20 protein-coding genes are annotated in these 21,406 nt (G+C 51.8%); 11 read left to right on the top strand and 9 right to left on the bottom strand.

Annotated elements, in window-relative coordinates:
- Positions 1-31: 31 nt before the first annotated feature.
- Together B9D94_RS29875 and B9D94_RS29870 are read right to left on the bottom strand one after the other, a co-directional pair.
- A complete protein-coding gene (locus B9D94_RS29875) occupies positions 32-1,807 on the bottom strand; it encodes a sensor histidine kinase (protein WP_148248624.1) in 1,776 nt (591 codons plus the stop codon).
- Positions 1,804-2,520, bottom strand: a complete 717-nt coding sequence (locus B9D94_RS29870; RefSeq protein WP_006207050.1) for a response regulator transcription factor — start codon at positions 2,518-2,520, stop codon at positions 1,804-1,806. Before B9D94_RS29870 ends, B9D94_RS29875 begins: the two co-directional genes overlap by 4 nt.
- 141 nt (positions 2,521-2,661) lie before the next feature.
- Here B9D94_RS29870 and B9D94_RS29865 point away from each other — a divergent pair, with 141 nt between their 5' ends.
- Together B9D94_RS29865 and B9D94_RS29860 are read left to right on the top strand one after the other, a co-directional pair.
- Complete coding sequence (locus tag B9D94_RS29865) at positions 2,662-3,891, top strand: DUF418 domain-containing protein (RefSeq protein ID WP_006207051.1); 1,230 nt, start codon at positions 2,662-2,664, stop codon at positions 3,889-3,891.
- Between the two features lie 152 nt (positions 3,892-4,043).
- Positions 4,044-4,349: an antibiotic biosynthesis monooxygenase gene (locus tag B9D94_RS29860; protein ID WP_006207052.1), complete on the top strand. Its 306-nt coding sequence runs from the start codon at positions 4,044-4,046 to the stop codon at positions 4,347-4,349.
- Positions 4,350-4,511: 162 nt separating this feature from the next.
- On the opposite strand, the gene B9D94_RS29855 is transcribed toward B9D94_RS29860, so the two are convergent.
- On the bottom strand, positions 4,512-5,024 hold the full coding sequence (locus B9D94_RS29855; protein ID WP_006207053.1) for a hypothetical protein: 513 nt from the start codon (positions 5,022-5,024) through the stop codon (positions 4,512-4,514).
- A 138-nt stretch (positions 5,025-5,162) separates the two neighbouring features.
- On the opposite strand from B9D94_RS29855, the gene B9D94_RS29850 reads away from it, so the two are divergent.
- Positions 5,163-5,294, top strand: coding sequence for a DUF4023 domain-containing protein (locus B9D94_RS29850; protein WP_006207054.1), 132 nt, complete (start codon positions 5,163-5,165; stop codon positions 5,292-5,294).
- An 89-nt stretch (positions 5,295-5,383) separates the two neighbouring features.
- Here the strand turns inward: B9D94_RS29850 and B9D94_RS29845 are convergent, their stop codons facing one another.
- The 5 genes from B9D94_RS29845 to B9D94_RS29825 all read right to left on the bottom strand — a co-directional run bounded on the left by B9D94_RS29845 (position 5,384) and on the right by B9D94_RS29825 (position 8,831).
- On the bottom strand, positions 5,384-5,725 hold the full coding sequence (locus B9D94_RS29845) for a DUF1801 domain-containing protein (RefSeq protein WP_006207055.1): 342 nt from the start codon (positions 5,723-5,725) through the stop codon (positions 5,384-5,386).
- A gap of 66 nt (positions 5,726-5,791) precedes the next feature.
- Positions 5,792-6,190, bottom strand: coding sequence for a VOC family protein (locus B9D94_RS29840; RefSeq protein WP_006207056.1), 399 nt, complete (start codon positions 6,188-6,190; stop codon positions 5,792-5,794).
- 121 nt (positions 6,191-6,311) lie between these two features.
- The gene (locus B9D94_RS29835; protein WP_006207057.1) at positions 6,312-7,574 is read right to left on the bottom strand and encodes an RNA polymerase sigma factor; all 1,263 of its coding nucleotides are present in this window, start codon (positions 7,572-7,574) and stop codon (positions 6,312-6,314) included.
- Complete coding sequence (locus B9D94_RS29830; RefSeq protein ID WP_006207058.1) at positions 7,574-8,005, bottom strand: YciI family protein; 432 nt, start codon at positions 8,003-8,005, stop codon at positions 7,574-7,576. The genes B9D94_RS29835 and B9D94_RS29830 overlap by 1 nt, the downstream gene beginning before the upstream one ends.
- 268 nt (positions 8,006-8,273) lie before the next feature.
- Complete coding sequence (locus B9D94_RS29825) at positions 8,274-8,831, bottom strand: CGNR zinc finger domain-containing protein (RefSeq protein WP_148248623.1); 558 nt, start codon at positions 8,829-8,831, stop codon at positions 8,274-8,276.
- Positions 8,832-9,020: 189 nt separating this feature from the next.
- Here B9D94_RS29825 and B9D94_RS29820 point away from each other — a divergent pair, with 189 nt between their 5' ends.
- Together B9D94_RS29820 and B9D94_RS29815 are read left to right on the top strand one after the other, a co-directional pair.
- Complete coding sequence (locus tag B9D94_RS29820) at positions 9,021-10,169, top strand: epoxide hydrolase family protein (protein WP_006207060.1); 1,149 nt, start codon at positions 9,021-9,023, stop codon at positions 10,167-10,169.
- Between the two features lie 102 nt (positions 10,170-10,271).
- Complete coding sequence (locus tag B9D94_RS29815; protein WP_148248622.1) at positions 10,272-10,847, top strand: AAA family ATPase; 576 nt, start codon at positions 10,272-10,274, stop codon at positions 10,845-10,847.
- Positions 10,848-11,608: 761 nt separating this feature from the next.
- Here B9D94_RS29815 and cysK read toward each other — a convergent pair.
- Positions 11,609-12,523: a cysteine synthase A gene (cysK, locus tag B9D94_RS29810; protein WP_148248621.1), complete on the bottom strand. Its 915-nt coding sequence runs from the start codon at positions 12,521-12,523 to the stop codon at positions 11,609-11,611.
- A 396-nt stretch (positions 12,524-12,919) separates the two neighbouring features.
- Between cysK and B9D94_RS29805 the strand changes: the two genes are divergently transcribed.
- The 6 genes from B9D94_RS29805 (at position 12,920) to B9D94_RS29775 (ending at position 21,289) form a co-directional block, all read left to right on the top strand.
- The gene (locus B9D94_RS29805) at positions 12,920-13,771 is read left to right on the top strand and encodes a lipoate--protein ligase family protein (protein ID WP_006207063.1); all 852 of its coding nucleotides are present in this window, start codon (positions 12,920-12,922) and stop codon (positions 13,769-13,771) included.
- A gap of 337 nt (positions 13,772-14,108) precedes the next feature.
- Entirely contained in the window at positions 14,109-15,737 is a 1,629-nt protein-coding gene (locus B9D94_RS29795; protein ID WP_006207065.1) for a PhoX family protein, read from the top strand.
- A gap of 25 nt (positions 15,738-15,762) precedes the next feature.
- Complete coding sequence (locus B9D94_RS29790; RefSeq protein WP_006207066.1) at positions 15,763-15,984, top strand: twin-arginine translocase TatA/TatE family subunit; 222 nt, start codon at positions 15,763-15,765, stop codon at positions 15,982-15,984.
- Positions 15,941-16,714, top strand: coding sequence for a twin-arginine translocase subunit TatC (tatC, locus tag B9D94_RS29785; protein ID WP_082834270.1), 774 nt, complete (start codon positions 15,941-15,943; stop codon positions 16,712-16,714). The genes B9D94_RS29790 and tatC overlap by 44 nt, the downstream gene beginning before the upstream one ends.
- A gap of 371 nt (positions 16,715-17,085) precedes the next feature.
- A complete protein-coding gene (locus B9D94_RS29780) occupies positions 17,086-18,663 on the top strand; it encodes an amidase (protein ID WP_148248620.1) in 1,578 nt (525 codons plus the stop codon).
- A 325-nt stretch (positions 18,664-18,988) separates the two neighbouring features.
- Positions 18,989-21,289, top strand: coding sequence for a helix-turn-helix domain-containing protein (locus tag B9D94_RS29775; protein WP_036640164.1), 2,301 nt, complete (start codon positions 18,989-18,991; stop codon positions 21,287-21,289).
- Positions 21,290-21,406: the final 117 nt, after the last annotated feature.

The following is a 21,406-nucleotide window of genomic DNA, read 5'->3' as shown; positions in this document are numbered from 1 at the left end:
CAATGGGAATGAAAAAAATCGTGTGATGACGTCAATCATCCTTACCATGTGCCGTGCAATCCGCACCATCTTGCACGGAAACCTCAGGCAATAGAACAGTGATGGTTGTTCCGCGGCCGACTTCCGACCACAGGCCCACTCGGCCTCGATGTGCTTCGACAATCGCTTTGGCAATGCTCATTCCAAGCCCTGAGCCATCCATGCTCTCCTCGGTGTTTGTCCCCCGGTAGTAGCGTTCAAACAGGTTGCGGCGAGTCTCTTCGTCCATCCCTACGCCTTGATCCGCGACCACAATCGCCGCGCCGCCGGGACGTCTCTCTACCCGTACTTCAACATGAACTCCCTCGGGATTGTGCTTCACGGCATTCGTAAGCAGGTTATCCATCAACCGCTTCAGCCATTTGGCATTGCCATCAATGAGCAGCGGCTCTTCGCCTCCGATATAGGAAAAATTCGCATCCAGCGTTACATCATTCACGTATTTAAGCACGCAGCGCCGCACCAGTTCATTCAGATCAAGCCGGGTCAGTTCCTGCGGCCGGATCTCGCTCTTAAGACGAAAGACAAGCGAGAAGTCATCGATCAACTCCAGCATGTAATCGCCCTTTTCCCGAATGACGGTTCCCATCTCACGCAGCTCCTCCTGACTCCAGTCCTGCGGCGCGTTCTCCAGCATATAACCATATCCCTGGATCGAGGACAGCGGCGTACGCAAATCATGCGATATTCCCGACATCCATTCTTCCCGATTCCGGTCCAGCCGCTCGCGCTCCCGTTCGGTCTCGGCAAGCTTCTCGGCCATCCTGTAGAAGGAGTGAATCACTTCCTTATACAGCTTGAAGCGCATGCGCAGCTTCCCGTTCTTGCGAAATACGCGCTTCCGGTCCTTGGGCGTCAGCACTTCCTCATAAGCTCCGCTCCCCATGCGCTCAAACCATCCGGTAAACAGCAGCAATGGCCGACTGTACCGGTATCCATGCCAAATCGCTACCGCCAGCGACAAGATCAGTACACACAGCAAGGTCCACAGCGCCACACGGATCAGCTCATTCATAATAGGCTGCTTCTCCAGCGTCTCATCCTGCGGTGTATGGTACACCCAGGTGCTGCCGGTAGCCGGGTCGCGATAAACCGCAATATGCGTGGAGTAAGTACCGGGCTGCTCCTGCATCGTAATGATCTCCAGCGGATGGTAGCTTGCCTTATACTCGCTTCCCTTTCCAATCGCTTGCACAATCTGGCCATCCCGGTCAATGACATGCAGATATCCGCCCAGACTTGCCAAGTCGCGCTTCAATTCTGCTGCTTGCGCCGGGTTCACCCTGCCGCCCGCTTGATACCGGGTATACCATTCCCTAAGATGATCCGAGCTCTCGTCAATTCGCCCCGCGAGATACAGCAGCGGGTCCTTATAAGTCAGATCCATCTGCCAATCCATTGTATACTCCCCAAGACGCCGCTTCTCCTTAATCTCAAGCAGGCTGCTAACCGAGTATTCCGAGGGAACATCCGGTTCGGTGTTGGTGGCGTGAATCACATTCCCTTTCATATCCACCACCTGCAGCCACATCTCTTTGTCCTGGAGCAGCTGCTTCCAATGGTCATCCAGCAGAACCTTCCCGTTCTCCGTCACCGTCTCCGTTACAATGCTGTTCAGGACGCCGGTCGGGAAGTTGCGCCTCATCTCTTCATCACTGATATGCTTGATCAGGAAGAATAAGAGAACGATGAGAAAGCAGAACATAAATGCTGAGAACGCAATCAGTTGGTATGTAAAATGAAAGGCCAGCCTTCTGCGCAGTCTCATCGCCCTTTCTCCTTAACCAGCTTGTAACCGAGTCCTCGAACCGTTAGCAAATACTGCGGGTTGCTAGGGTCCTCCTCGATTCGTTCCCGAATGCGCCGGATATGCACCATAACGGTGTTGTCCTCACCTATGCCATCGATGCCCCATACGGCTTCATACAGCTGGGACTTCGAGAACACTACCCCCGGGTGCTTGCAAAAATAAAGCAGCAGCTGAAAGACCTGTGCCGGACAAGGCACAGGCTCTCCCAGCACCGTCAGCTCGCCAGCGGATTCATCGACCCTGAACCGGCCGAAGTCCCATGCACGCTGAATAACCGGCTGCTCGGCCGATGGCATCATCCCGAAGCCGCCCCGGCGCAGACGCGCTTTGATCCTTGCGGCAATCTCCAGCGGATTAAACGGCTTGGTGACATAATCGTCCCCGCCCATTGCAAAGCCTGTCAGCACATCCAGATCGGACGCTTTGGCCGTCAGAAACAGAATGTGCGGACTGCCATACGAACGGATTTGCGGACAAAGATCAAACCCCGTGCCGTCGGGCAGCATGACATCCAGCAGCACGATATCCGCTCCATGAGCGGCGATCTCGCTCAGGGCTTCCTTGCAGCTTGAAGCTGTATATATGCGGTTAAAGCCTTCCTTGCGCAGCACCATCTGCAGCATTTTTACGATGGAAGGTTCATCATCAACAATTAAAATTCGTGTATCCATTTTATCCTCACCCGCTATTTATGCTAGCACAGCAACCTTAACAGGAGTTAAACAAATGCTGGAAGTGTTAAGAAAAAGTTAGGAAGCCGTTTCCGCGTTATTTATGTTCAAGTTTTATACTTGGGGTTAGAGGTGACATACATGAATTCAAACAAACGTTCAACGGCGGTCGATGCCATTCGCGGATTAAGCTTGCTCGGTATTCTGATGGCCAATATGCTTATTTTTCAGTACGGCATGTTCGGCAAAGACGAGCTGCATTACTTCCAGCCTTCCACGCTGGATCAGATCAGCCATGACATGCTGAAAGTATTCGTCGAGGGCAGCTTTATGCCGATCTTTACGTTTCTGTTCGGCTACAGCATGATCAAAATGAGGGAAAGCCTGATCAACAAAGGGCTCAAGTACGGTCGAAGTTTCTTCCGCAGATCGGTTCTGTTAATCGTTCTGGGTCTGCTGCATTCAATATTCATATGGGAAGGCGACATTCTGCTGTTTTACGGAGCGATCGGTCTCTTCCTTGTGCTGTTCGTGAAAAGAAAGGTCAAAACCATTATGATCTGGGGTGTTCTCCTGCTCACACTGGTATCCCTCTTTGGATACGGCTCCGTCGAGCCGGTTGCAGGTGAAACAGAGCGCATGGAGAGTTATGTGAAGCAGTCGATTGAAGTCTACGGCAGCGGCACTTACAGCGAAATTCTGAATTTCAGATCAACGGAGGAGATGCCCATCGATCTGCCCGACTGGTTGATGCTGCTGGTCATCTTGATTGCTCCGCTGATGAGTGCACCGATGTTCCTGTTTGGCATGGTGGCCGCGAAACGCGGACGCTTTCTCCATCCTTCCATGGAAATCAAGCTGTATCTTAGATGGGCTCTGCTCGTTCCGGTCGGGCTTGGATTAAAAACTGCAGCCGTCATGCTCGGCGCAACCCATAGCTGGAGCGGCGTGTTCACCATGCTTGGCGGTCCTCTGCTGGCGCTGGGTTATCTGTACCTCTTCGCCTCCCTGTACGCGTTCTCGTCTCAGCAATCCATTGTAATTCGGGCTTTTGAAGCGGTGGGACGCATGTCGCTGACCAATTATCTGTCGCAGAGTGTTGTATGCGTATTGATCTTTTACGGATTCGGGCTGGGATGGTTCGGCAAGCTGGGCGTGCTGCAAGGAACGCTGCTGGCGGTTCTGATCTATAGCGTGCTGGCAGCGGGCAGCCTGCTCTGGCTAAAAAGGTTCCGCAGCGGTCCGGTGGAGAGACTGCTCCGCATGGGCACCTACTGGTCTTGGAGCGGAAGGGCTAAACCCAAGGAAGCAGCTCCGGTTGCAGCCGTACCTGCAGCAGAGTTTCCGGGGGATGGCCCTCCGGCTACTTAAGCGTTCCGTATGTTTCTTTTGCATGCAGAAGCCGGTTCCTCCCAAGCCCGAGATGAAATCAGTCGGTTCCTTCATGTATAATGGACATACATGCAAGGTGCTAGACATTTCTGGAATTTTTCCGGTCATCAACCGAAGGAGGAATCACGCATATGCTGGTTGTTACAAACTCGATTAAGGTCAAACCGGGCTTCGGTAAAGAGATTGCGCAGCGATTCGCCGAAGCGAAGGGTGTGCAGGAGATTGAAGGTTTCGTGCGGATGGAATTATGGCATGAGGCAAAGGAAGGCGCAGAGGCTGAGGAATTGAAGGTCTCCACGGTGTGGGAGGATGAGGAAGCATTCAAACGCTGGACATCCAGCGAGTCATTCCGGCAATCCCATGGTCAGGGCCGCAACGAGAATATTTTGGGCGCATCCTTGAACAAATATGAGCTGCTGATCAGCCATACCAAGTAATGGAACAATGCCCTGGCGCTTTATAGCACCGGGCTCGAAGTACCGCTTCATATCCAAGATTCAGCCAGGGGGCGTTTAGCCGGGCTGAATCTTTTTTTATGATGGGGGGTGGAATGGAGCGACTTGAGAAATAGGATGATCTGTTCATGAAGCGTGGCATTCTCACTTAACGCTCTGCGCGTAATCCATGTAGTTGTATCCGGATGCCTCTGGCGTTTCCATGGTGATCCCCGGCAGCAACTCCGGATTGTGCGCCCGCCCTTGCTCGATCAGATAACGACTCAGCAACTCTTGTTCCGGCCCTGAGAGCGCGTACCACTGACCCTCCACCTCGAATTCATTGGCAAGTCGAAGTTTCTGATTCCCCTGCACCATGTCCATGGCATACAGGAACCCCGGGCCCCGAGCTCCTTCTATTTTATAGGCTTGAAGCGAATTCACCCATTGCATGATCTGATCAAGCTCCTCCTCCTTATCCAGGGTCAAACGCGTGCCGTCCCCAAAAAAAACCTGGATGGCATCAACCTCCGCCGATTTCAGACCGATTAACGATGGAACGGATACCAGGCTGATTTCGTCGTCAGCTGTATCCTGGATTGAGCCTTTGCAGCCCGCGATCACGAGCAAACAGGCGGCTGCCAACAGCACCGAGATGAATCCGTACTTGAACAACATATGTATTCCTCCTTCTGCAAAGAGAGGCAGACTTAAACTCCTATAACCACATTATAAAATACAATAACAACAAAATGGTTATATTAAGCACGATCAGGCAAAATGCCATACATTCAGAATCAAAGGAGCTGACATCCCATGGAAAGCACGCATGATTTTGTGAAAAAAATGAACGAGAACGCGGAAAAAGCCCGCCACAACAAAGAGAATCACGGCAAAGGTACGCCTAGCGACAAGCTCCCGGGCAAACAACACAGCACCAAGAAATAAAATGAACTTACCGCGATCCATACGGATCGCGGTTATTTGATCAGGTTGTTCGGGATCTCATGACCACCGTCTCCCCTATTACATATGGATTACAAACCTTCCGACGCCTGCTTCAGTAAAGATGCCAACGCATCATAATCCACCTGCTGCCCAGCCGTGATTTTGATCGTTTTCCGCTCAGGCGGACCTTCGAATAGCGGCTGCGGCCAATCCAGGCCCGTCGCATTAAATATCGTAAAGCTCACGGCCGTCTTGGAGATGCTGATCACCGCCGCATATTTCCCATTTTTCAGAAAATGGGGCTTTTTATATTGAAGCCGTTCCGCAACGCCCGGGATTGTGCTGTGCACGAGTTCCCGAAGCCGCTCGCTGACCTCAACCTTCCAGGAATCATTCACTGCCGCAATGTAGTCCGTCACTTCTTGATTCATCTGATTTAACTCCCTTTCGTATCATAGTGTCCAACCTATTATTCATTCAATTCTCATTGTTGATGATCAGCCCTGAAAAACCATCTGCCAGGTCATGCCGTATCGATCAATGACTTCTCCGTAATAAGCCCCCCATGGCTGCAGCTCAAAAGGATACTTCTCTGTACCCCCTTGGCTGAGATTACGATAGGCGGCGCGGGCGTCCTCCTCATGACTAAACGTTAAAGCCAGCCCCATATTCGAGCCCTTGGGAGTCTCCTGAAAAGCATCCGTCAGAATGAGTCGATTGCCGCCAGCCAGGGTCAACGACATGTGCATGACCTTATCCTGATGGGCTTCCGGCATGCCCGGCATGCTCCCGAAAGTAGTCAGTATGCCGATTTCTCCTCCCAACGCCTGTATGTAAAAATCCGCCTGTCCTCTTGCATCCTCGGAAATAATAAACGGTACCATCTGTGCTTGCATGTTCGTCTTCCTCTCTATTCGTTTAATGGTTTTACATATAGATGACGAACAGGATTCGGCGTAATCGACACATTTTTAAATATTTATCAAAAAAATTTCAGATCTTTTTTTGCGCTCATTTTCAAGGTTCACCAGTCAAGCATTCCGCCGCTCGATCGAGCAGCAGCTCCCGTTCCCTCTGATTGTCCGTCAGCGATGCTGCCCGTTTGAACTCGGCACAGGCTTCTTCGAGCCGTCCCAGCTTAAAGAGCAGGTCTCCCCTTACGCTCGGGAGCAGGTGATATCCCTTCAAGGCAGGCACGGATTGCAGAGCATCCACGATCTCAAGCCCAATCTCCGGACCGAAAGCCATGGAGAGGGCAACGGCACGGTTTAATTCCACAATAGGGGAGGGAGAAACCTGGGCTAACGCTTCATATAGCGCGGAGATGCGAATCCAATTCGTCTCTGCGGCACTGGCCGCTCCGGCATGACATGCGGAGATTGCGGCCTGAAGGGCATAAGGTCCCGTCATGCCTCCCAGTTGCTCGATTCGATCGAGAGCGGCAAAGCCTCGGCGGATCAATAGATAATCCCATAACGCCCGATTCTGGTCCAGGAGCAGAACAGGCTGACCGCCCGTATTGACGCGGGATTTGAATCGGGAAGATTGAAATTCCATTAACGCAACCAACCCGTGCACCTCGGGCTCCAGTGGGGCAATCTCAGCCAGCACCCGCCCGATCCGAAGCGCTTCCTGACACAACAGCGGGCGAATCCACTGACTGCCGGACGATGCTGCATAGCCTTCATTAAACATGAGATAAATGACCTCAAGCACCGATGACAATCTCGGTTTGAGCTCCGTTCCTTGCGGAATTTCAAACGCGACCCTCGTTGCCGACAGCGTCCGCTTGGCACGAACAATGCGCTGCGCTATCGTAGCTTCAGGGACAAGATAAGCATGGGCGATCTCCACTGTCGTTAATCCGCCAAGCAGGCGGAGTGTTAGCGCCACACGGGCTTCGGGGGAAAGAACCGGATGACAGGTCATAAAGATGAGCCGCAGCAGATCGTCATTCACTTCCCCCGGCTCCGGTACCTCCATGTCCGAATCCATCCGGACATCCAGCTCGCGGCCCAATAATGCGTACTTCTGATCGCGCACTTTATTTCGGCGCAGCACATCAAGTGCTTTTCGCTTCGCGGCGGTCATCAGCCATCCGCCAGGATTATCCGGTATTCCTTCCTTTGGCCATCGCTCGAGCGCAGTGATCAACGCATCTTGCGCCAGATCCTCGGCGAGACCGATATCACGAACCATTCGCGTGAGATAGGCGATAATCTTGGAGGATTCGATTCTCCATATCGCCTCGATCGCACGATGTGTATCTGCAGCCGGCATTAGGGATTCTGCCTTTGGATATGTTCGCGCATCTCATATTGTTTGGCCTGGGCTTGTGGATCCTGCGTCAGATCCGTGGGTTCAAACACCTGCCGGAGCTCGATCTGGCCTGCACCGAAGCCGTGAGGGTCCGGCATGCGCTTGGCCCATTCAATCGCTTCTTCCCTCGTCTTCACTTCAATCAAGGTATAACCCGCAATCAATTCCTTGGCTTCCGTAAAAGGCCCGTCGGTAATCTTCGCCTTGCCTCCAGGCTCCGGATAGGAAATCCGGATGGCACCGGAGCTTGGATGCAGTCCGTCCGCAGCAAGCAGCACACCGGCTCTGGCCAGCTCCATGTTGTACCTCATCATGGCATCCAATTGCTCTGCACTTGGCAGCACACCTGCCTCCGAATCCTCGGTTGCCCTTACAATCATCATAAATCTCATGGTATATTCCCTCCTGTTATAGGAACCTTGCATTCCCGTTCTATACTTATACAACGAATGGAGAATTGCCTAATCGACATGCATTTCATAAATCTTCATTCTTCCTAAATAATAAGCAGCAACAAAAATAATTAAGTAACAACCATTTCGTTATGGGATCACATATTCCTGTTTACGTGATTCGATTCCATGAAAAAAAGACCAACCAAGTACATCGCTTGATTGGCCTTTGTAAGGCTATGATTCTTCACGAATTCCTGTAATGCATTCATCCCATGGACTTGGCTCGTTCCCGGTACGTTTTATTCTTCGCGCGATTGCCGCAGGCTTTCATCGAGCACCATTTGCCCGTCCCCGGCCGGGAACGGTCGACGAATACCCACTGGCAATCCGCCGCCGTGCACACCCTCAATCTGCTCCACAGATTGTTTTCACGAAGTCGGAACACCAGAATCAACAACCGTGCCAAACCTCCCTTTCCCTGTTCCTCCACGGACTCCATCACATCGGACATTTCACCGAAACGATAGAAGAAACGGAATTGGCCCGCGATACGATTCAACGTCTGGAAATCGTCGTCCTTAGGTTCATGCGGGTTATATGGAATGGCTGCCCTTAAGCTGCTGCGCAGTTCACGAGCCAACGTCAAATCCACTTCGGTTACGCTGTCCAAATCATGAATAAAGCCATACTCCAAGAGCCAGGATCGTAGGTCATTTACGCCTTCAAGAATCTCCACGCCCGGATCGCCCTCATATCTCATCCGTCTATCATGGGTATTAATATAGTCTGCTATGATTTCCAGCTGCTCCAATTCTGCTCCCACAACAAACAAACCTCCTATTGATGTTTTCATGACAAACCAGTAAAATGAATTTATCGGTTAGCTAACCATTAATTTTATTTTAACAGTCATCACGTGTTGTTGAACTCCCTGTTACCTGTTTATATCTATCCACTGCAAGTATGTTGTTATCAGTATAGCAGACTCCAATCTTCCTAAGAGGTGAAGTGAATGAAGATCAGACCCTTTTCTTATCCAATTGAACCCGCTGCGATTGATGACCTGTACCAACGCCTTGATATGACCCGGTGGCCTGACGAAATCCCGGGTGGCCGCTGGAATTACGGAATCCCGCTTGATTTCATGAAGGATATAATCGCTTACTGGAGGCATGAGTTCGATTGGGAAGCCTTCCGTCGCTCCATTCATGCTTATCCGAGTTATGTCGCTGAAATCGATGGGGTAGACATTCACTATATACATATTAAGGGCAGCGGTGACAACCGCGTCCCGCTCCTCATCGCCCACGGATGGCCCAGCTCCTTCTATGAAATGCTGGAGCTGATCCCTTGCCTTACGAATCCTGGGCCAATCGGGGGTCGTGCGGATATTTCCTTCGACCTCATCATTCCTTCCCTGCCGGGTCACGGCTTCTCGGGTATTCCCTTGCGTCCAGGCTTTGAGGACCGACAGGCAGGAGAACTGCTTATGAAATTAATGACGGGGCTCGGTTATGAGCGATTCGGTGCCCATGGATATGATATCGGAGCCAGCATTCTTGGGCTCATGTGTCTTGACCATCCCGACCGGTTCATCGGTTATCACACCACATCCCCCGGCAACCCGAGCCCCTGCGTGGACTCGACTTCCCCGCTTTCGGATGAGGAGAGGGCGTTCCTCCAATATCAGCAGCAATGGTACCGTGAAGAAGGCGGCTACGCCCATATTCTAGGTACAAAACCGCAAACGGCAGCCTACGGCCTGCATGATTCTCCTGTGGCACTGGCCGCTTTCATTCTTGAAAAATGGCATTATTGGACATCCCCCGAAGATAACAACGTATTGCAGCATTTCAGCAAAGAGCTGCTCATCTCCAACGTCTCCATCTATTGGGTGTCCGAGACCATCAATGCCTCGAACCGCTACTATTATGAAGGCACGCATACGAGATGGCCGGGACCGGGAGAAACCTCGCCTGTACCGCATGCGGTCACCTTAAATGCACAGCGAAACGAGCGTCCGCCGAGAGAATACGTGGAGCGAATATTTCCGAATGTGATCCGCTGGAAGGATCTGAATTCGGGCGGGCACTTTATTGCGGCTGAACAACCCGCATCGGTTGCCCAGCAAATCGTGGCGTTCTTCGATGCGCTAAGGTAATTCTCACGAGGTACGGTAACTCCCTCGAATGTTAGAAACAGGAGATTGCTGTCTCGGTGCAGAAAGGATTAGCTACTAATTCTCTTGAATGCGGTGATCTCCATGAACAGTATGATTCCGAATCGAATACATATCATCGGCTCGGTCGGTAGCGGCAAAACGACGCTTGCCAGGGCGCTCTCCGCCCGGCATGGCATCCCCTATTACGAGCTCGACAATGTGGTCTGGGAGCGAGCCAACCCTGACGATATCCGAAGGAGCGAGGCGGACCGGGATGCGCTGCTGCTGGACATCGTGAAGACGGAACGCTGGATCATTGAAGGCGCCCATCTTGAATGTGTCAGCCCCAGCTTCCAGCAGGCGGATCTCATCGTTTTCCTGAATCCTCCCTACTCCACAAGAACCTACCGGATCATCACCAGATTCATCAAACAGCGGCTTGGACTGGAACAGGCGCACTATAAACCCGTCTGGATCATGCTCCTGAACATGTTCAAATGGAGCGCGTCTTTTCAGCGCGAGGGCAGGCACCGGATCCAGCACACGCTTAGGAGCTATCCCGATAAAGTGCTCCTTGTGAAAAACCATAAACAGCTCATGCAGCAGCTGGAGCTGTGGTCACCTCCAACCGGAGGAAACAACCCGGTCGCAGAGATCAAGTTAAAAAACGGAACTTAGAAGATGCGGATGAAATGGGCAGCATAGCAGGCATAGCTTAACGGAACCATGCTTACTATCGGAACGCAAAGTACCGATTTCGAATTGTGCGTGACATAGAGAAGCATCAGGGCAGGCGGCCCTTCAAGAACGTGGTCGTTAGTGGCGGTAGCTTTGGCCCTCTCGAGAACATGGTCATTGGTGAGGGCAGCATAGCAGGCATATCGAGAGCATGACCGTTGCTAATAGGCAGTACTTCGGCTCTCGAGAGCATGGCCGTTGGTGAGGGCAGAATAGCAGGCATATCGAGAGCATGATCGTTGCTAATGTACTTCGGCTCTCGAGAGCGTGGCCGTTGATCATGGGCAGACACAAGAGGACCTCCTAACGGAGGTCCTCTACTGCTAACAGACACAGTTGACGCTATTGGAGGTAAAAAGCTCCTTTTAAAATCGCAACGGACCTGAGGTACCTTAATTCGTAATATCACAGGTGTTTGAACAGCGAAAACTCTTTATAACGACTGTGGTGTCCGTTACATTTGGGATTGTGCGTTTTTACGGTAAATAACGTCCGCTGGGTCCATTAGAGATTCAAACCAGGGCAATCATGCACCCCGCCCGCAACAAAGGCTTCCCGGCTTCCGTATGCTGGGAGCGTAATTGCTTACCGGTTTGTGTCACCATCCAGCCTCCGTTTCACCGATTCAGGAGTTCCGAACTCAGCCGCTAACCGGTTGAGCATCTCCGTACTCTGCAGCTCCTGGGCAGCTTGTTCATCATTCAGAAAATATCCATACTCAAATACCGTTCTCCCGTATCCGGCGCAATGCAGACGACTCGCTTCCCTTCCCCCAGCCGTTCTGCCACGCGAAGGGCTGCGAATACCGAAGCGCCGGAGGACGGTCCGACCAGAATTCCTTCCTTGCGTGCCAAATCCCGAACAGTTTGCAGCGCATCCTCGTCAGCGATCTGTATGATCTCATCATACACACTCGTGTTCAGGATCTTCGGCACGAAGCCCGGACTTGTGCCAACCAGCTTGTGCGGTCCCGGTTGTCCGCCGGAAAGCACAGGCGAGCCCTTCGGCTCGACCACCGCGATATGCAGGCTCGGCAGAGACTTTCGCAGCTCCTCTCCGGTTCCGGTTACCGTACCGCCCGTTCCAGCAGTCGCAACAAAAGCATCCAGCCGCCCTTCCATCTGCTCCAATATTTCCGGTGCTGTAGTCACCCGGTGAATGTCCGGGTTAGCGGCATTCTCGAACTGCTGCGGGATGAAACTTCCCGGAATCCGCTCTCTAAGCTCAAGCGCTTTGGCAATTGAGCCCGGCATACGCTCGCTGCTCGGCGTCAGCACGACCTCCGCCCCGTATGCCTTTAATATGTTAATCCGCTCCTTGGACATGTTATCCGGCATAATCAATATGGCCCGGTAGCCCTTAGCTGCCGCAATCATCGCCAGACCAATGCCCGTGTTACCGCTGGTCGGCTCTATGATCGTGCCGCCCGGCTGGAGCAGGCCCTGCTCCTCCGCGGTATGAATTAGATTGTAGGCTGCGCGGTCCTTCACGCTTCCCGAAGGATTGAATCTCTCCAGCTTTACATAAACATCGGCGGCCTCTGAAGACGCCAGCCGCTGAAGTTTTACCATTGGCGTCTGACCGATCATGTCAACAATGCTATTATAAATCTCCATGACGTTCTCCTTTATATATGAAGTGAAGGAACTCCCCACCAAATCTCTAACAAAGACAATAAACTTACTCGGATTATATGCAAGTTCCTCCCCTATTGTCAATGAAGCTCAGCATGCCGCCAAACTCTGTCAGGATGACTATGCACCAGGTGTTACGTCCTTTACTCGCTGCAAAATCTTTGGCTCGGCAAGAGCATGGTTCGCCGCTCCACCATGACTTTATGGTATGCTGTTTTAAGGAAAATTCCCTTCGATCTGCATGAAGAAGACAAACCCTATGCTAAGGTACTTCTTCTACAAGAACAAGGTTTCATTCTCCTTAAATCCCCTACCTTCAAATCCATTCATGAATCTATAAACTTATATCTGGACTCATAAAGGAGGCGCAAGAAAAGCGTGAATATCCCCCTGTTACTACCTGAAGATCAACCCATACTGCTGCTCGACCGAACCGATGATTTAACACAGCAGGACGTGCTGTGCCATTTTGCGCTGGACGAGCTCCTATGCAGACTGACCGGAGAGGGCGGACCCGCGATCTGCCATATATGGCGGCATCCGCGCGCTTTTGTCATGGGTGTGCGCGACAGCAGACTGCCCCAAGCTGCACAGGGGGAAGCCCTGCTTCGCTCACTCGGCTATGATACCGCCGTCCGTCATTCAGGCGGGGCTGCGGTTCCCTTGGACTCCGGGGTCGTAAACCTGTCCCTTATTCTTCCGTTTGCATCCAAGGGACCTGCGCCTGATTTTCATCAGGACTTTGAGATCATGGTGGAGCTGATCCGGGAAGCGCTGCACAGCACCGGGCAAAGGGTCGATACCGGCGAGATTGCCGGAGCATTCTGCCCCGGGACATTCGATTTGAGCATTCGAGGTCTTAAATTTTGCGGCATAGCCCAGCGCAGGCAGCGAAAAGCTTTTATCATTCAAGCTTTTATCATCGCCCAAGGCTCAGGCAGCGAACGCGCCCGCCTCGTTCGTTCTTTCTATGATATTGCAGCGGAAACAGCAGATCCGAAGCAGTACCCTATCGTAGAAACTACCAGCACGGCCAGTCTCGAGGAACTGACAAATATCGGGAGCGGCGCAGCAGCGGTACAGCAGTTTATAACAGCGGTAAGAGAGGTTATCCGCAATGGGCAGTCGGACAAAGATTTAACAGGAGTCGCCTCCAGATTCGTTATGCCAACAACCGAGGAAATCCGGATGATGGCTGACCAGATGCGGCAGCGATATAACAACAAGTAGATATAAGGGTGGGAATGCCGCTGCATGTGGCTGGCGGATTCATGCGGTGACATGCACGCAGTCGCTAATGCTTGGGGATGATAGTGCTTGTTGATCCGGCTCACGTAGCTGGATCCGCAAGACTCCCCCTGGCACTATCCCCAAATCCCGTAAATCCAGAAATGTACGGGGGCGCCGCTAACAACCTGTTCTGACCGCCCCTTTAAGGTATAACACCCCCTCAGATTACTTTATTTTTACAATTGCACCAATAATGGATGATACTCTCATAACACTTCCCCTATACACTTGTCCTGATGGCAATTTATATTAGGGGTGGATAAGCTTGAGTAAAACAATGGACCGCAAAACGTTTCTGTCTTATCTGGGTACCGGCGCAACCGCATTGGCAGCCGCATCCGCTGGCTTGGGCGTATTAGAAGGCAAGGCTTCCGCTATGTCCGGAACCGCAAATCATCTGTTCGGATTCAAAACGAATCGGGTCAGCGGCTATTTCGAGCCTATCGAGCCAACCAAAGCAGATCAGCTCGTCCTGCCTAAAAATTTTAAATACGATGTCATTGCAGCTTTCGACGATGTGATTAATCCCGCTGGCGAAAAATTCGGCTCCGGCTGTGACTACAACGCCTTCTTCCCGATTAAGGGCTCCAATGTCCGCGGCCTGCTGGTCAACAATCACGAGTACTCGACCATATTCTCGATCGGACCGGTGAAGGACGGTAAAATGTCCGCGGATCAAATCCATAAAAACCTGTATTACCAAGGCATGTCAGTGATCGAAGTATACCGCGACGAGAAGGGTGTATGGAAAATGGACACCACCTCCACCCATGCCCGCCGCATCAACGGCTTCACTAAATTCGACATTACCGGCCCTGCCAAAGGCATTCCAGCCTTGAAAGGCGCCACAACCGCAACAGGCACATTTGCCAACTGCTCCGGCGGCGTAACGCTGTGGAACACGGTTTTGTCTTGTGAAGAGAACTTTGAGGAAACCGCAGCGGTCTCGAAGCTGCCGGATACCCATTACGGTTGGGTCGTTGAGGTCGATCCGTTCGACAAATCCTTCTTGAAAAAACACACCGCTCTCGGCAGATTCAATCATGAAAATACGGCCATGGGCCTTGCCGCAGACGGCCGGATCGTTGTCTATATGGGCGACGACAAGAAGGATGCCTGTGTCTATAAATTTATCAGCAAGAACAAATATGACAAAAGCAAAGGCCGCGCCAACTCCGCACTTCTGGAAGAGGGAACCCTGTATGTTGCCAACCTGAAGTCGGGCAAATGGCAGCCGGTCACTCTGGAAGCTGTAACAAAAGCCATTGCAGAGGACAAAGAGGCACAAGCCAAATTCAAGTCCCAAGGCGACGTCGTGACTTACTGTCAGGAAGCTGCGCGTTTTGTTGGTGGAACGCCGACAGACCGTCCGGAAGACATCGAAATTTCTCCGTTCGATAACACGGTGTTTATCTGCCATACAAACAACGACAATCACGGCAATATCCACGGTCATATCACGCGCATTTTTGAAGCGGGCAACGATTTGGCGGCCATGGAATTCGACTTTGAAATCTTTGCTGCGGGCGGACGCCAATCCGGCTTCAGCTCACCAGACAACCTGGCCTTCGACTCGAACGGCGATCTGTGGGTCGTGACGGACATCTCCAGCAGCAGCCAGAACAAAGGTGTTCACAAACCCTTTATGAATAACGGACTGTTCGTCATTCCAACAAGCGGACCGGATCAAGGAGCTGCGCTGCAATTTGCTTCTGGTCCGGTAGAGTCGGAGCTTACCGGTCCCTTCTTCACACCCGATGAGCAGACGCTCTTCCTGTCCGTTCAACACCCAGGTGAGAATACGGAGGACCTCAGCAAGCCAAGCAGCACATGGCCTCACCGCTCCGGCGAGAACATGGCGCGCTGTGCCGTCGTGGCGATTAGCGGATTCAAATTAGAATCATAATCCAGCATAGAAAGGGGTTAACATCATGCCGTTTGGAAATATCGGAATCGGTGGCCTGGTTCTCATTTTGATTATTGCACTCATTATATTCGGTCCCTCCAAACTTCCCGAGCTCGGTCGCGCTTTCGGGCGAACTCTAAGTGAATTCAAGGGCGCAACCCGCAACTTGATGAACGGAGACGATGAGAATGAGAAGAAAGACGATGCTACGCAAACTACTGCAGCAGCCAGTAAGCAGCACAGCTGATCCCAACGACCAGAGCGCGGTCGAGCATCTGGAAGAAATGCGGAAGCGCCTGATCCGCACGCTGATTGCGTTTCTCGTAGCGATGACGGCCGCCTTCATCTATGTTGAGAAGATCTACCATTGGCTGGTACGAGGCATGGACGAGCAGCTCGTTCTGCTTGGTCCCTCCGAGGTAATGTGGGTGTATATGATCATTGCCGGTGTGGTTGCCGTTACCGTTACACTTCCGATTGCCGCTTATCAAATATGGCGGTTCGTGCAGCCGGCATTGCCTGATGGGACACACCGCTCTGCCATGCAGCTCATTCCCGTAATCAGCCTGTTATTTATTGCAGGCATATGCTTTGGATACTTTGTGCTCTTTCCCATGGTGCTCCAGTTCATGCAGCGTATGGCCGAGGGACAATTCCAGACCATGTACACGGCGCAAAAGTATTTTACGTTCATGATTCATATGACCGTTCCGTTCGGATTCCTGTTCGAAATGCCCGCAATCGTCGTATTTCTGACAAAGCTTGGCATCGTGAATCCGCATCGTCTGGCCAAAATACGTAAATCGGCCTACTTCCTGCTCTGTATCGTAGCTGTCACCATCACACCGCCGGATATCATGTCCGACCTGATTGTGATCGTTCCGCTGTTCCTGCTGTACGAGATCAGCGTTTCTATCTCCAAACTCATCTACCGGAAGCAGCAGCTGCTGTCGCAAGCGGAAGGCAGCATATCCTAAAACCGTTCGTTTCCCCCGAAATAGGACGGAACCTTTTATAACCCGTGAACAGACGCCTATGCGAATAGGGTGTCATATTCACGGGTTCTTTTTTATGAACCAAATGTAAGATTATCTTACATAATTTATACTGAATTTGCTCTAAAATGATTGACACCTTCAAGAAATTGCATTAGCTTTACTTAGTAATAAAGGAATTATCTACTTTATTGTCATTATTATGTTAGATACAGGAGGTGAAAACGAGTGGCGAGAGTCTGGATCATTAACATATGTTATGAATAATAACATATGCGATATGTTCCATTTTTCCGAGTCACCTACGATCGAACGGGAGATGCGAAAAAAACTGCGAATGGGGGAAGCCATTGATGTTAAGAAAACAAACCAAGCTGTTCAAACGCGCGATGTCCATGACACTTCTGCTTGGATTGGTGATGAACAACATTACCGCGGCGGCGGCCGAGCGGTTTACCTATGAGGAAATTACATTGAAGGAACTTGAGCAGGGTTACGCCGCAGGAGAGTTCAAGACCGAAGATATCGTGAAGGCATACCTTGACCGCATCAACATCTATGAATCCAATTACAATGCGTTTACCATGATGAATGTCAATGCGCTCCAGGAAGCTCGCGAGATTGACCGCCGCCGGACGGCTGGCGAGAAGCTCGGCCCCCTTGCCGGTGTTCCAATTGTCATTAAGGAAGCCGTTGACGTCGCCGGCTTTCCGTCCACCTTCGGCTGGGCTCCGCTCAGCAAAGAGCTCGGAGGGATCGAGCTGATTCCGGAGAAGGATGCCCCTGTCGTTGCCCGGCTGAAAGCAGCCGGTGCGATTATATTGGGCAAGACCAATATCCCGGCATTCAGCTCCGACGGCACGCGCGCCAGCTCCAGCTGGGCTGGCGACACCTATAATGCCGTAGACCGGAAGCTGGTGCCGGGCGCCAGCAGTTCCGGCACAGCCATGTCCATCTCGGGCAATTTTGCCGTGCTCGGCATTGCGGAGGAAACCGGCGGATCGATCCAGAATCCGGCGGCGGCCCAAGCGCTGGTTGGCATCAAGCCAACCTTCGGATTGGTGCCAAATGCCGGAGTTGTTCCTCTCGCCGGAAGTACCAGGGACGTTGTCGGTCCGCATGCCCGAACGGTCCATGATGCAGCCGTGATGCTGGACGTCATTGCCGGCTACACGGCCGAAGATGCCAAGACCGTGGCCTCGATCGGCAACATCCCCCGCAAAGGCTACACATCCAAGCTCAACCCGCTCGCGCTCAAGAACAAGCGCATCGGTCTCTATGGACCGGGATGGCTCGGCGAGGAACTGACAGCGGAAACGCAGCAGCTGTATGACCGTGCCGTGAAGGAGCTGGAGAGCCAGGGGGCCATCGTGGTTACCGATCCATTTGCCGATACGGAATTTGCCGAATTCGCCAAATCGGCCGGCTCCATTGGCATTGAATCGATCGTGTATGACATGGAACAGTATCTAAAGCGTTTAGGGCCAAATGCAGCAATTAAATCAGTTCACGAACTGATCAAGAAGACCGGCGAGACCCCTTCGGCACTCGCTAAATACGAGGAAGCCCTGAAAAATCCAGATGCCATTCCCGATTTATCCAAATTCACAGAGGCCAGAACAAAGTATCTTCATATTTTTAACGGTGTAATGGATCAACATCGCTTGGACGCACTCGTATTTCCTCAAATGTACAAAGAAACGCCGCTTCTTCACAGCGAAGACAAAATCGCGGATACCACCGTTCCCGAGATTAACATTGCGGGGGTTCCTCTGGTTACAGTACCTGCAGGATATTATAAGAGCGGCTCCCCGTTTGCCATCGCTTTTGTCGGCAAAATGTGGAGCGAGGCCGATCTGCTCGGAATGGCCTACGACTATGAACAGGCAACGAAGCACCGCGTTGCACCAACGCTTCTCGCAAAACCTTAATCGCTGTCTATATCAAGCTTATACAGACCAACCGGAGCCATGGACGGCTCCGGTTTTTTTGGCAATCAACAGGATAAACAAGCTGATATGTCTGACAGATGTCCTCGGATTCCACCCTTAGCTGCTTCTGTATGTGCATCCGTACCTGGTCTGAGACTTTTGGCATGATTCCTCTGAAATTTAGCAATGATCCATTGATTTATTAGAGAAGTTCTCCTAGTATTTTTAGTAGGAACATCTAGCGGCTTGGCACTATGGCAATAGCTTCGCTGTCTTTATGAGAGCGCTATCGCTGCTGCTGTTTAAAATACGGGGGGTTGCAGATATGAAATGGAATCACTTCAAGTCCAAGCTTCTGCTTAAATACACGCTGTCCTATATCTCCATTTTCCTTATACCTCTTGTTATATTAACCATCATTATTTATCATAATGCCGTCAATACCCTCCGATCAGAGATCGAACAAACTAATGTCAATCAGCTGACCCAGGCAAAAACCGTCATTGATGACCGCATGAAAGAATTGCAGGACATCGCCTTTCGCATTGCCTATGACGAGCAGTTAACGCGGTATTGGACCCACCATCCCTACTACAGCCGGGAATCGATTGGAGCCCTGGTCAAATACAAAGCCAACAGTTCCATTATCGATGAACTATTCCTGTTCTTCCGCGGAGATGATAGCATCTACTCCTCTCAGGGCTTCGAGAACCTGGATGTATTCACAGGCCGCTACAAATTCAATACCTGGAACGAAGCGGACATGGTCCGCGATCTGAATAACGTGCAATTCCCCACCATGCGCCCGGCGGAGCAGGTCGTGCAAGGCACCAAAATCCAGAATTCCATGCTGGCCTACCTTGTACCGATTGCACCTAACAACACGCCCGCCCACGGAACCGTCATGTACTTGATTCACGAATCCAACCTCACCGGATTGATTGATTCCATTCTCAGCGACTACCATGGGATGACTTATATCTTCGATAATTACGGACAGGTGCTGGCCGCCAATTACAAAGGGGAAACCATTACCGAAGAGGAAGTCAATGCGTTGTTTGCGCTTGAGCCCGGCACGCACAGCCTCTCACTAAATCAAGAACCGCATTCGGTGGTATCCGTCAAATCTGAAGCTGGCTGGACTTATGTAACCGCGATGCCGAGCAACCAGTTTTTCAGCCGGATCGTCCATATTCGCACCTTTATTATTCTGGTGTTCTCCTTCGTGGTGGTGATGGGCACCATTCTGGCCATTATGCTGGCCCGGCGACAATACCATCCGATATCAGACCTGATGGAGTTCATCCGACTGAAGAACAACCCGGAACCATCCACATCCAGCAACGAGCTGGAATGGATCAAGAAAACGCTTCACGATTACAGCCAGCGCGTGGATCTTCAGGAGCCCTACGCTCGCAATCATATACTGCTCATGCTGCTGAAGCATGGTCATACCGGAGAATTCCCCTCAGAGTTTACGGAGAAGCTCGGCATCCGCTTCAGCAGGTCCCATTATTTTGTGGTGACCATGGGCTGGGAAACGCATGCCTTCCCCATCGGGGATAACCCTGAGCGGAGACCTGTCATGCAGCTGATGAACGATGTGGAACTGCCGGAGTTTTCCGCCTATGCCTATGGTGTGGAGCTGCCACAGCCAGATCAACTGGCACTTATTGTCGGGTTTGATGCCGAAACCGGGCATGAAGCCAGTCTGAATGCCCGTATGGAGCCCATCGTCGAAGCACTGCAATCGATGGCGGCAGAGCATACCGGCGCTGCACCCGCAATCGGGATAGGCAACCGCTACAGTTATCCCGAGCAGCTGAATCAGTCCTACATCGAGGCGTCGACCGCTCTGGAGTCGTCCATGCTGCACGGACAGGGCAGCAGCACCTTCTTCAACGCCCTTTCCGGTTCCGGCACACAGGATTCCTCCTTCTGGGTTCCCAAGGATGTACTGCTGAAGCTGGTTCAGAGCTTGAAACAGGGCAGTTACGATGTGGCTGTTCAGATGGTATCCACCGCGCTGAATAACCTGAAAGCGGAAATGCCGTCCGTACCGCTGCTCCGCTGCATCTGCTTCGATATTCTGAATACGATGCTAAAAACGGCCTCGGAGCTTGGCATCCATCATGTGGTTCATCAGCTTCCAAGGGTTACCTCCTACGACTCGCTGGAGGATCTGGAGAAGAAACTGGCAGGCCTGGCCGCCGAAATCTGCGCCCATGTCGAGGCGAAGAGCGAGACGGAAGAAAGCTCGTTGATGGACGAAATCGTTGCTTATATCGATGCCAATTTCACGGATTACGACCTCAGCCTGGGCACGATCTCATCCAAATTCACCATCTCTTCATCGTATTTCAGCCGCTCCTTTAAAGAGAAAATCGGCATGAATTTCACTCAATACATCTGGCAGAAACGGATGGATGAGGTCATCCGGCTGCTGCTGCATACCACCGACCCGTTAAAGGATATCATCACGCGTGTCGGTTACCTGGATACACCGAACTTCATCCGTAAATTCAAGAAAGAGACGGGTTATACGCCCGGACAATACCGCAAGATGCACAGTCCCAACGGCTCGGCCGATTCCTCGGATGATGACGAAGAGGAGTGTATCGGGTGATGGGTAACGGGTTCGGCCGACCGCGATGGAGAGTGCATCTGATAACAGCTTCGAACGACAGCAACGAAGAGCGCATCGGGTAACGGCTTCGAACGACGGCGACGAAGATCCCATCGG

It is taken from the genome of Paenibacillus sp. Cedars, from assembly GCF_003184205.1.
Lineage (GTDB): Bacteria > Bacillota > Bacilli > Paenibacillales > Paenibacillaceae > Paenibacillus_AQ > Paenibacillus_AQ glucanolyticus.
The sequence above is the reverse complement of the archived record's forward strand: the minus strand, read 5'-3'. Positions and strand labels throughout refer to the sequence as shown.